At 65.4% G+C, this 12,307-nt stretch carries 10 protein-coding genes; 5 read left to right on the forward strand and 5 right to left on the reverse strand.

Annotated features, from left to right (window positions below; all coding sequences use genetic code 11):
- From PHA81_RS04475 to PHA81_RS04485, 3 genes are all read right to left on the reverse strand, one after another.
- A complete protein-coding gene (locus PHA81_RS04475) occupies positions 1-1,236 on the reverse strand; it encodes a hypothetical protein (RefSeq protein ID WP_005044622.1) in 1,236 nt (411 codons plus the stop codon).
- A 60-nt stretch (positions 1,237-1,296) separates the two neighbouring features.
- Positions 1,297-2,751 carry a PGF-CTERM sorting domain-containing protein gene (locus PHA81_RS04480; RefSeq protein WP_005044623.1) on the reverse strand — a complete coding sequence of 485 codons (1,455 nt, stop codon included), beginning with the start codon at positions 2,749-2,751 and terminating at the stop codon, positions 1,297-1,299.
- Positions 2,752-2,970: 219 nt separating this feature from the next.
- Positions 2,971-4,485 (reverse strand): PGF-CTERM sorting domain-containing protein, encoded by a 1,515-nt coding sequence (locus PHA81_RS04485; RefSeq protein WP_049910263.1) that lies wholly within the window; start codon positions 4,483-4,485, stop codon positions 2,971-2,973.
- A gap of 288 nt (positions 4,486-4,773) precedes the next feature.
- Here PHA81_RS04485 and PHA81_RS04490 point away from each other — a divergent pair, with 288 nt between their 5' ends.
- Positions 4,774-5,889: a DUF354 domain-containing protein gene (locus PHA81_RS04490; protein WP_049910268.1), complete on the forward strand. Its 1,116-nt coding sequence runs from the start codon at positions 4,774-4,776 to the stop codon at positions 5,887-5,889.
- Positions 5,890-5,948: 59 nt separating this feature from the next.
- Here PHA81_RS04490 and PHA81_RS04495 read toward each other — a convergent pair whose 3' ends face one another.
- The gene (locus tag PHA81_RS04495) at positions 5,949-7,193 is read right to left on the reverse strand and encodes a PQQ-binding-like beta-propeller repeat protein (protein WP_005044626.1); all 1,245 of its coding nucleotides are present in this window, start codon (positions 7,191-7,193) and stop codon (positions 5,949-5,951) included.
- A gap of 114 nt (positions 7,194-7,307) precedes the next feature.
- Here PHA81_RS04495 and PHA81_RS04500 point away from each other — a divergent pair, with 114 nt between their 5' ends.
- From PHA81_RS04500 to PHA81_RS04510, 3 genes are all read left to right on the forward strand, one after another.
- Entirely contained in the window at positions 7,308-8,690 is a 1,383-nt protein-coding gene (locus PHA81_RS04500) for a hypothetical protein (RefSeq protein WP_005044628.1), read from the forward strand.
- A 178-nt stretch (positions 8,691-8,868) separates the two neighbouring features.
- On the forward strand, positions 8,869-9,219 hold the full coding sequence (locus PHA81_RS04505) for a hypothetical protein (RefSeq protein WP_005044629.1): 351 nt from the start codon (positions 8,869-8,871) through the stop codon (positions 9,217-9,219).
- Positions 9,216-9,743, forward strand: coding sequence for a hypothetical protein (locus tag PHA81_RS04510; RefSeq protein WP_005044630.1), 528 nt, complete (start codon positions 9,216-9,218; stop codon positions 9,741-9,743). Before PHA81_RS04505 ends, PHA81_RS04510 begins: the two co-directional genes overlap by 4 nt.
- Before the next feature lie 104 nt (positions 9,744-9,847).
- On the opposite strand, the gene PHA81_RS04515 is transcribed toward PHA81_RS04510, so the two are convergent.
- On the reverse strand, positions 9,848-10,852 hold the full coding sequence (locus PHA81_RS04515; RefSeq protein ID WP_005044631.1) for a ferritin-like domain-containing protein: 1,005 nt from the start codon (positions 10,850-10,852) through the stop codon (positions 9,848-9,850).
- A gap of 251 nt (positions 10,853-11,103) precedes the next feature.
- On the opposite strand from PHA81_RS04515, the gene PHA81_RS04520 reads away from it, so the two are divergent.
- The gene (locus PHA81_RS04520) at positions 11,104-12,261 is read left to right on the forward strand and encodes an iron transporter (RefSeq protein WP_005044633.1); all 1,158 of its coding nucleotides are present in this window, start codon (positions 11,104-11,106) and stop codon (positions 12,259-12,261) included.
- Positions 12,262-12,307: the final 46 nt, after the last annotated feature.

The following is a 12,307-nucleotide window of genomic DNA, read 5'->3' on the forward strand; positions in this document are numbered from 1 at the left end:
CTACGTATCGAGCGCCCGACGACGATCGAGATACGTCGCCACCGCGTACGCCATCCACGCCTCACACCACCGCATCAGGGTGATCCGCTTGGTGTAGAACCGTTCCTGACGGAAATGAAACCGGCCGTTGCCCACATAGAGGTTCCCGACGGTCCAGTCGAGGATCCGCTCGGCGACGTCGAACGCGCCCGCGCGGCTGAAGACGATGATCCCCTGGGCGGCGGCGTGGATGTCGCGGGGATGGGCGTTCGACTCGTCCCAGTTCGGCGCGCCGTCGGGGGCGAACAGCTCGTCGCGATAGAAGGCGAGCCCGTCGTCGAGGCTGTCGGCGTACCGGTCCGCGCCGGTGAGCTCTCGATGGCGGAGCAGCGATTCGATGACGAACCCGTTGTGGTGGTTGTCCATCGAGAGGTGTGACGCCGACGGCGGATCGCGATACATCCACCCGCCCTCCGGGCGCTGGCGCGAGACCACGTAATCCAGCAGTTTCTCGCCGCGCTCGCGGTGGATGGGGTCGTCGAACCGATCGGCGAGTTCGAGCAGCGTCACGCCGCCGAGCGCGACCGCGTTGAGCGTGTAGTGATCCGACGACCACGTCGGGACGTACTTCATCCGCGCGCCATCGGGGATCTCCTCGTACTCCAGATCCTCGTCGATGAACTCCGCGACCGATTCCACAACTGCGGGATACGCCGCGGCCGAGTCGGTGTCGAGACCTGCATCGCTCGCGGCGAGCAGCGCCCGGACCGCGTACGACGTCGAGACCATGTCGGGATACTCCGGCAGCCCCTTGATGTCGAGATGCTGGATCTCGTGGCGGTGTGCGCCACAGAACCCCGCGTACCCCGGCGTGCGGTGCTCGACCAACCACTCACAGCACTCGCGCGCCTCCGCCGCGTAGTCGACGCCGGCTGTCCGGCGGCTGCTCTCGGATTTGACTCCCTCGCCGAGACCGAGTCGGTCAGCGGTGAGGTTCGCCATCGCGAACAGCGCGGTGCCCTTGTAGTTCCGGCGCTGCTCGACCAGAAACAGCGGCCGGACGTTGACCGGCGCGCGCTTGATCGTCTCCTGAACCGCGATGTTGAGCCACTTGTTCTCGACCGGGATGGTCTGCAGGAGCCGGCTGCTCATTCCGTCGCCGTAGTCCCAGCCGGTGTACTCGCGCTCGCGTGCGTATCGCAGCGTCTCGCCGAGCAACTCTCCCGCGAGTCCTGTGGGGTCCGTCGCCTGACTCATACGGTGTTCTCGATCGCCAACGAAAAATCGGTCGTGGTTCGCGTCGCGCGACGCGAACGCCTATCGTTTACGGCGCGCGGCGACCAGTGCGGCCGCGAGCAGCGCGATCACGGCAACCACCGGGCCGAAGCCTGGCCCGAACGCCCCGCTGCCGCCGTCACCGCTCTCGTTGCCCGTCGCGTTGCCGGCGCTTCCGTTGTCGCCATCTTCACCGGCGGCGGCCGTCGCCTCGGCTGCGTCCTCGGTCGCTCCGTCTCCAGTGGCATCCGTCCCATCGGCCGTCGCGTTCGTTCCGTTCGCCGTCGTGGCGTTCGCCCCGGCGGAGCCGTTTGCGGCCGTGTCGTTCGTGGTGTTGGCTGCGCCACTCGTTCCGGTGACGAAGAAGCTGTCGTCCTGTGCACCGGTGGTGCTGTCGTCGTCGAGGCTCACGACCGAGCCGTCGTCGAGTCGGGTGATCGCGTACTGGCCCTCGGCGAACCCGGTCGTCGCGATCACCGACGAGCCGTTGGCCGCCGTCTCGAACTGGGTCACGACGTCGCCGAGCGAGCCGTTCTCGACTCCCTGAACCTGATAGCCCGTGCTCGCCTCTCCCTGATCGAAGTAGAGGCGTGCGCCCTGGTCGTATTCGCTACCGGCCCCAACTCGGCCATCGGCATCGATCGTGGTGACGTACCCGGTCGCGTTCGCGGGGGCGCCGTTGTTGGTCACCACCGCGTCCTCGGCCGGATCGAGGCTCCCGTTGAGCCGCTCGTCCTGGGTGTCGCCGGTAGTCTCGTAGAAGACCACGGCTTCGAGGCGCTGGCTTTCGTTGACGTTACTGTCAAGCGATACGGTGTAGTTCCGCGGGGTGTACTGTGCGATGATCGGCTCGGTGCTGCCGACGAGCTGGCCGCGTGAGCCGTTGTCGGCCACCGTGAACACCCCGATGTAGCCGGCGTTCGGCACGACACCCGACAGCGAGAGCGACTGGGAGTCGTTGAACTGGGAGGCGCTCTGGTTCGGGAGCGACAGCGACGCGGACTCGACCCGGTAGCCGACCGACACGGGCCCGTCGGTCGTGCCATCCGGTGTCGTGGTCGACACGCCGACCGAGTAGTCGCCGTCGCTGGTCGGCGTGGTCATGTTGGCGACTTCGACGAGGATACGGTCGCCAGCTCCAACCGGTACTCGTTGGCTGAAGTTGAGCGCGACCGCCCCGTTCGTGCTTTCGGCGACCTCGAACGCGCCGACCGTCCGCTGGTTGTCCGAACCGACGATCGTCACGCTGACGTCCTCACCACTTACGTTCGAGACGCTCCCGTCGAAGCTGTTGTCGGCCCCGAAGTCGAGCGTCATCGATCCCATGCCGTTCTGGACGACGGCGTCGCTTTGCTGGGTGACGACCGAGACGGGGAACTCCTGGACGTTCGTTCCCGGCGAGTGGGGATACGGTGCAGCCGTGTCGGCGTTGAGAGCCGCCGCGGGACCGCCGACCGCGACGGCTGCGACTGCCGATACGACGACGATCGCCGTCATCAACGCGCTGCGTCCTGCCTTCGTCATGGATGAGCGATGAGATGGATCATTGTGAGGTGTCTGTGTCTCCCGGCGTCGCCCATTTTGCTTGGGACGAGCGCTGAGAGGTCGTTGGCGGGGACCTCTCGCGTTGAGGGCTTTGTTATCCCCACCATACTCGTTCTCCCGATGCGAAACGTGGCGAAAAATAGGTTCCGGTTCGGGTGACGGAAGCGTGCGTCAGCGTCGCCGGGTCGCGAGCAGCGCAGCCGCGAGCACTGCCACCACCGCGGTGATCGCGGTGAAGCCCGGTCCGCCTTCCTCGGTCGCCTGGCCGCTACCGTTCGTTTCGCCGGCGTCGGTTTCGGCAGCGGTCGCGTTCGTCTCCTCCGTCGCTGCTGCCGTCGTGGTTGCCGCCTCGGTCGACGTTTCCATCGCCGTCGCGTTCCCTTCGTCAGCATCCGTCGTCGCGTTGGCGCTTTCGGTCGTCGTGTTGGCGGTTTCCGTGGCCGTTGCGTTCGTGGTTCCGTTGGTCGTGTTGGCGCTCCCGTTCGTTCCGTTGGCAGGACCAGCCTGCTGGCCGGTGACGAGGAAGCTGTCGTCGCCCGGGCCGGTCGTGCTGTCGTTGTCGAGGCTCACGAGCGAGCCGTCGTCGACGCGGGTGATCGCGTACTGGCTCTCGTCGAGGTTCGCGGTGTCGACGATCGCGGTGGCGTTCTCGGCGGTCTGGAACTGGGTCGCCGACGGACCGATCTCGCCGCCCTCGATCCGGCTGATCTGATAGCCCGTGCTCGCCTCACCCTGATCGAAGTAGAGTCGTTCGCCCTGATCGTACTCGCCGCCGGCCTGGAGCCGACCGTCGACGTCGATCGTCGAAATCGAGGTCGTCGCGTTCAGGAGTTCACCGTCGATCACGAGTGGATCGTCCTCCGCGGGATCGAACGTCTGGTTCTGACGAATGCTGACGGACAGTCCCGTGGATTCGGTGTACGCGACCGCAGTGAGGTTCTGGCTCGACGAGATTTCGCCGCTCACGTCGATGGTGTAGTTCGCCGGCTGCGGGCTGGTCGAGACGTTGGTCGCCCCGACGAGCTGGCCGCGGGAGCCGTCGTCAGTCGTGGTGAACACCCCGACGTACCCACCGCCCGGGACCGACGCCGTGAGGTTGAGCTGCTGGCTCTCGCTGAACTGCGAGAGGTCCTGATCCGGGACGGAGAGTTCGGGCTGGCTCACCGAGTACGAGACCGACGCTGGGCCGTCGGTTTCGCCGTCGGGCGTCGTGACGGTTCCGTCGATGGAGTAGGTGCCCGGCTCGCTCGGTGTCGTGAAGTTGCGGAACTTGACCGCGACCTCCGCACCTGCGCCCGCTCCCGACCCGATCTGAGGCTGGATGGTTCGCGGGAGCGTGATTTCGAGCTGGCTGCCGTCCTCGCTCGACGAGACGTTGACGTTCTCGATCTGGAACAGCGTACCGCCGCGGATCGCGACCTCGACGTCATCGCTGGTCACGTTCGCGACGCTGGCCTCGCTGCCGACGTCGAGCGTGATCGTGTCGATCCCGTTCTCGGCGGCGGCGTCGTCCGGCTTGACCGCGTACAGCGCCGTTCCGAGCGTGCTCGTGCCCGGCGTCAGCGGGTACGTCGACGCCGCGTTCCCCTCATAAGCGGCCGCGGAGCCACCGAGGAGCGCAACGCCGCCAACCGCCGATACCACTACCACCGCGATCACTGCTATCGTAGCAAATTTCCGTATCATGCGTTCGTGTCGGTTACAGACTCGTTTCGTCGCCACACCACTCGTCCCGAACGGACCGTGGTCGCGACGAAACCGTCCTTTCGGAAACCTCTCCGTAGAGCGGCTTTGTTATTCTTCGCATACTCGGACGCGGCGTCTCGATGGTTGGCCGACGATCGGCCCGCTCACGAATCCCACCTCCTCCTCGATACTGCGCGTGTCACCGATTTCGCCCTCGATCCGGATCGTCGTACCGAACCGGACCGGTGTGTTTACCAGGGACGAGTTCGTTCGCGTCGGCAGGGACACATGAGATATCTGTTTTTTACGAACACCCCTGCTCACGTTCATCTGTATAAACACGCTGCGGCGGCACTCGACGACCGAGGACACGATGTTCTCGTGCTCGCCCGGGACTACGGCTGTACGACGGAACTGCTCGAATACCACGGGCTTCCCTACCGGTGTTACGGCCACCTCGAAACCACGAAGTGGTCGCTGGTGCGCCAGCTCCCGCGCCACTACTACTCGATTCTCCGCTACACCCGGCAGTACGATCCCGATCGGATCTTCGGGATGGGCGCGTACGCCGCCCACGCCGGAGCGATCTCGCGCACGCCGGTCACGCTGATCCTCGATTCCGAGCCGACCTCGCTGGACCACGCCGTCTCGCGGCCGTTCGCCACGAGCATCCTCACCCCACACGCCTTCGGGAAGGATCTCGGTCCCAAACACTACCGCTTTCGAGGGTTCAAGGAATCGGCGTACCTCCATCCCGATGTCTTCTCGGCTCGCGACGACATCCGCGAGCAGCTCGGTGTCGAACCGGACGAGAAATACGTCATCTGCCGGTTCAACGCGTTCGGCTCGCATCACGACGTCAACCACTCCGGGATCAGTCCTCCCGAACGTCGCGAGCTCGTCGAGCAGCTCGCCGAGCGCGCCACCGTGTTCGTCTCCGACGAGAGCGACGCGATGGCGTTCGACGCGCTCGACGCACGGCCGTTCGATCTCCATCCCGGACTCCTCCACGACGCGCTTGCCGAGGCCCACCTACTGGTCGCCGACACCCAGACGATGGTGACCGAGGCCGCGCTGCTCGGGACGCCGGCGATCCGATCGAACTCCTTCGTCGGCGACTCGGACATGGGCAACTTCATCGAACTCGAGCGCGAGGGACTGATCTACAACATCGGCGCGTTCGAACCCGCACTCGAACGTGCGTGCTCGCTGCTCGACGACGAATCGATATCCGCGGAGTGGGCGGACAAACGCGACGACTACATCGATCGAACGGTGAATCTCACCGAGGTCATCGTCGACCTCGCCACGAGCTCCGACGGGCCCAACAGCGTTGCGGGACTCTCGCAGGGCGAACTGTCGGCTCGTCCACCCCGAGACGCGCCCGTGTCCGCCGACCGCTGAGTCGGGCGGCGCTCGATCCGCCGATATATCCCGGAAGAACCCACTGAACCCCTAGTTCGTCATTCAGTATACGAGAGCGCAACGACGCGGCCGTCGCCGTAGATGGCGTACACCTCGGCAGTTCCGTCACCGTCGGTGTCGGCGACCGTCGGATGAACGTAGATCGGCACGCCCCGTTCGTAGGACGCCAGGACGTCACCCGATCGTGGGTCGACGACCGAGACGATCCCGTCGTTCGTCGCGGCGACCAGCTCCGGGTCCGTGTCGGTATCGACGTCGCCCATGACCGGCGGGGGCATCATCTGCACCGATTCGGTCGTCAGCGTCGTCGTCCACTCGGTGCTCCCGTCGCTCGCGTTGAGGCTCCTGATTTTGCCGTCCTTGGCGACCGCGTACACCTCGGGGTCGCCGTCACCATCGCCGTCTCTGAGCGTGTGAACTGCCGCGAACTCGCCGAAATCACGCTGCCACTGTACCGCACCGCGTTCCCCGTCGATCGCCGTGACTCGCCCGTCGACGGTGGCCGTCACGATCTCCGTCGCCCGGTCGTCGTCGGCCTGTCCGGTCGTCATCCACGTGATCGACGACTCGAACGGCCGCGTTCGGTTCCACGCCTTCGTCCCTTTGTGATCGAACAGCACGAGCTGCCCGCTGCTGGTACCGACGACGACCTCTCTTTGACTGTCCGCATCGAAATCCTCGACCGCCGGCTGTCCCCACGTGTACGAGGAGAGAGTCTCCGTCCAAACGGCCGTTCCGTTGGGTCGGAGCACGAACACGGTTCCCTGCACGTCGACCACGACGAGTTCGTTCCCTCCATCGCCAGTCAGATCGGCGACCACGGGCTGTGTGTAGCCGTAGTCGGTGAGGTCGTACTGAAAGACCTGCTCGCCGGTTCGTGGCCGATACGCGGCGACTTCCTGCTCGGTCGAGGTCGCGATGACCTCCTTCGTGTCGTCGCCGACGAAGTCCGCGAGCGTCGGATCGGCGACCGCGTGAATCGTACAGTTCGCCGACGGAATCGGCTCCTGCCAGCGTGACGACCCATCAGAAGCGTTCTGTGCGACCAGCGCACACTGGTCGGTCTCGAACTCGCCGCTGACCGGGGCGAAAACCAGGCTGGAGCCGCCGACCCGTCCGACAGCCGGTGCGTGATGGTTTGACTGCGTGGCACTGGTGGTGTTGCTCACCCACCGCTCGGAGAGCGTCCCGCCCGAATCGGCGACGGCGCTGAAACCGAACACCGCCGTCCCGGCGAGCGCCACGACGACGACCGCCGCCGCCAGCGCGGTCCGCAACTGCATACCCGCGGTATCACACACCCATGAATAAGCTCTCCTGTCGCGCCAGTCGATTCGAGAATCGTACCAGATCGACGTATCAGAGCCTTCTTTGGGACTCTCCGGTGTGATTCGGCAATGAAGTGGCGTCGATCGATCGTCACGGTCTGGCTCGCACTCGTCGGCGTCGTCGGCGTCGCGAGCGGCCACCAGGTCGCGAACTCGCGGTTCGCCGCGCCGATCCCCCTGACCTTTCTGTTCGGTGGCGCGGGCGTCACGGTCGCCGCGACCGCGCTCTGGCTCGGTGTGACGGCCGAGACCGTCTCGACGGCGCGGGCGTGGCGGTCTCGCTTTCGAATCCCGGATGGGATCGCGACCGGCCTCCGCTACGGCGCGCGAGCGGTCTTTTTCGCTGGTTTTCTGGTCACGGTGCTCCACGGTCTCCTCGGCCCGCAGGTCGACGCCGAGAACTTCGCCACGGTGTTCACGTGGGCGGTCTGGCTCAAGGGCGTCGGCCTCCTCTCGATCCTCGTTGGCAGCCCGTGGCGAGTGCTGTCGCCGTGGCGCACGCTCTACGACGGGCTGGTGCGACTGGAGGGGCGCGAGATCGCCGCCGTTGGTGCGTACCCGTCGTGGCTCGGCCACTGGCCCGCCTTCTTCGGGTTCGTCGTCGGGATCGGGATCGTCGAGAACCTGACGGTGATCCCCCGCTCGCCCGCCGCGACCGCGGTCATCGTCGCCGGCTACGCCGCGGCGATGGTGCTCGGCGGCGTGGCGTTCGGGAACGAGTGGTTCCGCCATGCCGACGCGCTGTCGGTGCTCTATCGGTTGTTCGGTCGCGTCGCACCGGTGGGATTCGTCGGGACGGATGGGGGGTATCGCCTCACGCTGCGTCCACCGTGGGCGGGCTGTACCCAACGCGTTCGTGATGTCGCCCTGGTTGCGTTCGTCGTCGCCACGGTCTATACGGTGAGCTTCGACGGCTTCACGAGCACGGCGACGTATCAAACAGTACTGTTCGATCTCCGGGACGCGCTCGCCAGCGGCCCGACGACCAGCGTGCTCGTCTACGCGGTCGGACTGTGTGGGTTCGTCGCGGTGTTCGTCGCCGTCAGCGCGGTGATGGCGTCCGTGGCCGACGAGAGCGGGGCGTGGCGTGAGACGGCGCTCGCGTTCGCACCGACGGTGCTCCCGATCGCCGCCGCCTACGAGGTCGCACACAACTACCCGTTCGTGATCGAGAACGTCGGGCGACTCGCGGCCATCGGGTGGTCGATCACCGTCGCGCCGATCGATCCGATCGATTCGCTCGAGTGGCTGACGCTCCAGGCGTTCTGGGGATCGCAGGTCCTCCTCATCGTCGTGGGCCACGTCATCGCCGTGGTGGCCGCCCACCACGTGGCGCTCGACCGCTACGGGACGCTCTCACGGGCGCGGCGAACCCATCTCCCGCTCGTGGTGCTGATGGTCGGGTACACGGTGCTGTCGCTCTGGATCATCTCCCGGCCCGTCGTCGCCTGATAGCGGTGCGTCGTCGGGATTCGGCGATCGCACCACAACCGTTATTCACGCTACCCGATGATTCCTAGATCAGTCGATCGTCGGCAACCGCTTGGGGACGAACACCGTCAGCCGTCGTTGTGGATCGTCGTCCGATCCGTCGCCCCGGGCGAACCGCGATCGCCGTTTCACGAAACAGATGTCGAGCTACCTACTCCACTTCGGGATGGGGCACGGCTCCGTGTCTCTGGAAACGCTTGCCCTGCCGAGCGTCCTCGTGCTGGCTGGCGGCGCGTCGGTGATCGTCGTCGGCCTCGCGATCGCCGCGTTCGCCCAGCGTCGCTCGCGGTCGTATCTGCTGATCGTGCTGGCGCTTTTGACCCTGTTGGCCAGAACCGTCGTTGGCTGGCTGGCGATGGGTGAACTCCTCCCCGTCGGGATGCATCACCTCATGGAGCACGCACTCGATGGAGTCATGGCCGTCCTGCTCATCGCCGCGGTGTACTTCGCCCGCACGACCGACCCGACGACTGGCGGGGAACGCGCATGAGCGAGACCCGCGACCGGATCGCCCGACACGTCCACACTCATCCCGGCGTTCACTTCAACGCCCTCGTCCGCACGCTCGATCTCGCGCCCGGCCAGGTGCAGTATCACCTCAAACGACTCCTCTCGACCGATTCGGTCGTCGACGAGCAGCTCTACGGCCAGACACACTACTATCCGATCGAGTGTAACGACTGGAGACGCGGCGCGCTCGCGCTGTTGCGCCGCGAGACTGTCGGCGACATCGCCGCCGTGCTCTGCGAACACGGGTCCGCACGACCCCAGTGGGTGGCCGACGAGCTCGACATCGCGCGGAGCACGCTCGAATGGCATCTCGATCACCTCGTCGAGGAGAACGTGGTCGTCAAGCACCGCGACGAGCGCAACCACGTCACGCTCACGCTCGCGCAACCGGACGAGACGGCGGCGTTGCTCGACGAGATCACCCCGTCGACACCGGAGCGCATGGTGGATCGGTTCACTCGCCTGACCGACAGGCTGCTCGACGAGCCGTCTTCCAACGAATAGGCCGACCGACGACTGGGTCTCGGTGCGGACGAACACAACGAGTCCGATCTGTTTTCGAAAACGAACGGTCTCCGATACGGGTCGAAACGCTGCCGTTGCCCGTCTCACTCCGAGGCGACGAACTCCTTCGCGATGGGGAGCACCTGCTCCATCGAGCGAGCGGAATCGAACGCATCGGGAGCCGCTCGGCGACGGTTCAGCGTATCGAGGTAGCTCGCGTGGCGTGCCTCGACCGAGTGGATGCTCAACGCGGGGGGAACGAGATCCGGGTCGGAGAGCAGGGGTGCTGCGCCTGCGTACGCGGAGACGCCGACGTCTTCGAGTCGCGCGGCGACCGCAACGAACTCCTCGAACGTGTCGTAGTCGAACTCGTAGTCGGCCTCCTCGACGGGGTTGCCACCGAGATCGGTGATGGTCTGCGTCAGCTTTTCGACGTGGGCTTTCTCGTGATCGCGGATGTCTTCGAGCTGCTGGTACGTGGAGAAGCGAAGCGTCGGCCGGTCGAAGTACCGTGCGATCGCCGACCGCTCGACGTCGTGTTCGCTGAACGTTCCGCCGCTCGATGCCAGACCCTCACGGTAGAAGGCGTGTTCGAGGTGTTCGAGCGTGAGTGCGTAGTTCAGGACGTCGATGTCGCTGATGGCCATGTCGTCCGGGAGGGCGATATCGTCCGTCCCGGCGTAGCCGTGCTCGCCCGAGTCGTCTTGCTCCCAGAACAGCGTGCCCGTCGACTCCTCGCCGGTGAATCCCGCACCGTCGAGCGGGAACTGTAACACGAGGTCGTCGTTGCCGTCGCCGTCGACGTCTCTGAGATTACCGTCGCCGACCGGCCGAACACCGCCGCCGTTGCCGAGGATTTCGTGGGTGCCGAAGCGATATCTGACGGCGCGATCGGTCGGATCGAACACGACGGTCTCACCGTTTTCGCCCGTGAACTCGGTGTACCGTACCGCGACCGAAACCCGGCCGTTCTCGTCCGGTTCGACCCGATTCCCTTCACGTTCCGGAGCGATATCGATAGCGAGTTCCTCCGGGAAGTGCGCGGCGGCGGTCGTACTGACGACCGGAATCGCGGCAGCCGTCGCCGCCGTCCCGATGGCGGCTTTCATGAATCGACGACGATCGGTGTTCTCCGACGGATCGCTTGTGGATTCTCTGGGGGAGTTCATGTGAGTTCCAGTACCCCTTGGTGGGGCTGTTCGGATGTTCAAGCGGTTCCGTATAGTGATTTCTGGCACGACTCTCGAAACGAACGTCGGCTCGCGGGGGTGTGAATATCTGCCATGATAGTCGGGGCCACGGCACGAATTCGAGAGACGGACCAGAACCGGTTTTTCCACGGGGCCACAAACCACGTACGATGGATCGCCGAACGTTTCTGCGGGCTTCCGCCGGCGTAACGGGCAGCGTCGCCCTCGCCGGCTGTTCCAGCTTGTTCTCCGTCAGACGGGGCGACCCGCCGCTCGTCGAAAACCGTCCCAATGCAGTCTACTATCCGACCCACACCGAGGGCATGGAGATGGTCGGCATGAGCGGGATGGGTGGGATGGCGATGAACGACGCAGGTGGAATGGACATGAACGGGTCGAGCGCGATGTCACCGACCAACTCGACGAACGGGGACGGGAACGGCGCGAGCGACTACGCGTTCGGATCGATGTACTCGTATCCCCACCGCTTCTGGACCGCCAACGGCAACGAGACGCGGAAGATCTCGATCCAGCAGGAAGACACCGTGCATCTGATGACGTCGGTCTGGGAGCCGAAAACTCGAACCGTGCTGCCGGATACCGGTCTCTCGGTCGAGATCACGCAGAACGGATCGGTCGTCTCCCAGGAAGTGATCTACCCGATGCTGTCCCAGAAGATGGGGTTTCATTACGGCGCGAACTTCGGGCTCGACGGCAACGGCACCTACACGGCGACGCTCAGCGTCGGCGGGATGTCGACGCGCCGGACGGGCGAGTTCGTCGGGATGTTCGCCGAGCCAGCGAGCGTCGATATCGAGTTCGAGTACACCCGCACCGACAAGAAATCGATCGATTACACCCGGACGAAAGGGCAGCGCGAGGGGAGCCGGGACGCGGCCAAACCGATGACCATGGAGATGGTTCCGAACTCGACCGTTCCCTCGAAGTCGGAACTCCCCGGCGAGATCGTCGGCACGCAAACCAGCGGCGACGGCCGATTCCTCGCGACCGTACTCGACGAGCCACCACGAGGTATCGACGCGAGCGGCCCGTATCTCGCGGTCTCGGCGCGAACGCCGTACAACCGCATGGTGCTCCCTGCGATGGCGCTCTCGGGGATGCTCCGGAGAAACGGCCAAAGCGTCTTCGACGGTCCGTTGCAACCGACGCTCGACCCCGATCTCAACTACCACTACGGAACGGTCGTCGACAGTATCGAATCGGGCGACGAACTCGAACTTTCGGTCGATACACCCCCACAAGTCGCTCGTCACGAAGGCTACGAAACTGCGTTCCTCGATATGCCGCCGATGACGTTCACCGTATAGGTCGTTCGAAACGTCCCGTTCGATGCGATCCCTCTCGGGTGACGAC

Origin of the sequence: Halococcus sp. PRR34 (genome assembly GCF_028617175.1) — an archaeon.
GTDB classification, from domain to species: Archaea; Halobacteriota; Halobacteria; order Halobacteriales; family Halococcaceae; genus Halococcus; species Halococcus salifodinae.

Coding starts and splice junctions, on each gene's coding strand:
- PHA81_RS04480 (WP_005044623.1), bottom strand. CDS start 2,751: ATGACGGCGATCGTCGTCGTATCGGCAGTCGCAGCCGTCGCGGTCGGC.
- PHA81_RS04515 (WP_005044631.1), bottom strand. CDS start 10,852: ATGAAAGCCGCCATCGGGACGGCGGCGACGGCTGCCGCGATTCCGGTC.
- PHA81_RS04475 (WP_005044622.1), bottom strand. CDS start 1,236: ATGAGTCAGGCGACGGACCCCACAGGACTCGCGGGAGAGTTGCTCGGC.
- PHA81_RS04520 (WP_005044633.1), top strand. CDS start 11,104: ATGGATCGCCGAACGTTTCTGCGGGCTTCCGCCGGCGTAACGGGCAGC.
- PHA81_RS04490 (WP_049910268.1), top strand. CDS start 4,774: ATGAGATATCTGTTTTTTACGAACACCCCTGCTCACGTTCATCTGTAT.
- PHA81_RS04505 (WP_005044629.1), top strand. CDS start 8,869: ATGTCGAGCTACCTACTCCACTTCGGGATGGGGCACGGCTCCGTGTCT.
- PHA81_RS04510 (WP_005044630.1), top strand. CDS start 9,216: ATGAGCGAGACCCGCGACCGGATCGCCCGACACGTCCACACTCATCCC.
- PHA81_RS04500 (WP_005044628.1), top strand. CDS start 7,308: ATGAAGTGGCGTCGATCGATCGTCACGGTCTGGCTCGCACTCGTCGGC.
- PHA81_RS04485 (WP_049910263.1), bottom strand. CDS start 4,485: ATGATACGGAAATTTGCTACGATAGCAGTGATCGCGGTGGTAGTGGTA.
- PHA81_RS04495 (WP_005044626.1), bottom strand. CDS start 7,193: ATGCAGTTGCGGACCGCGCTGGCGGCGGCGGTCGTCGTCGTGGCGCTC.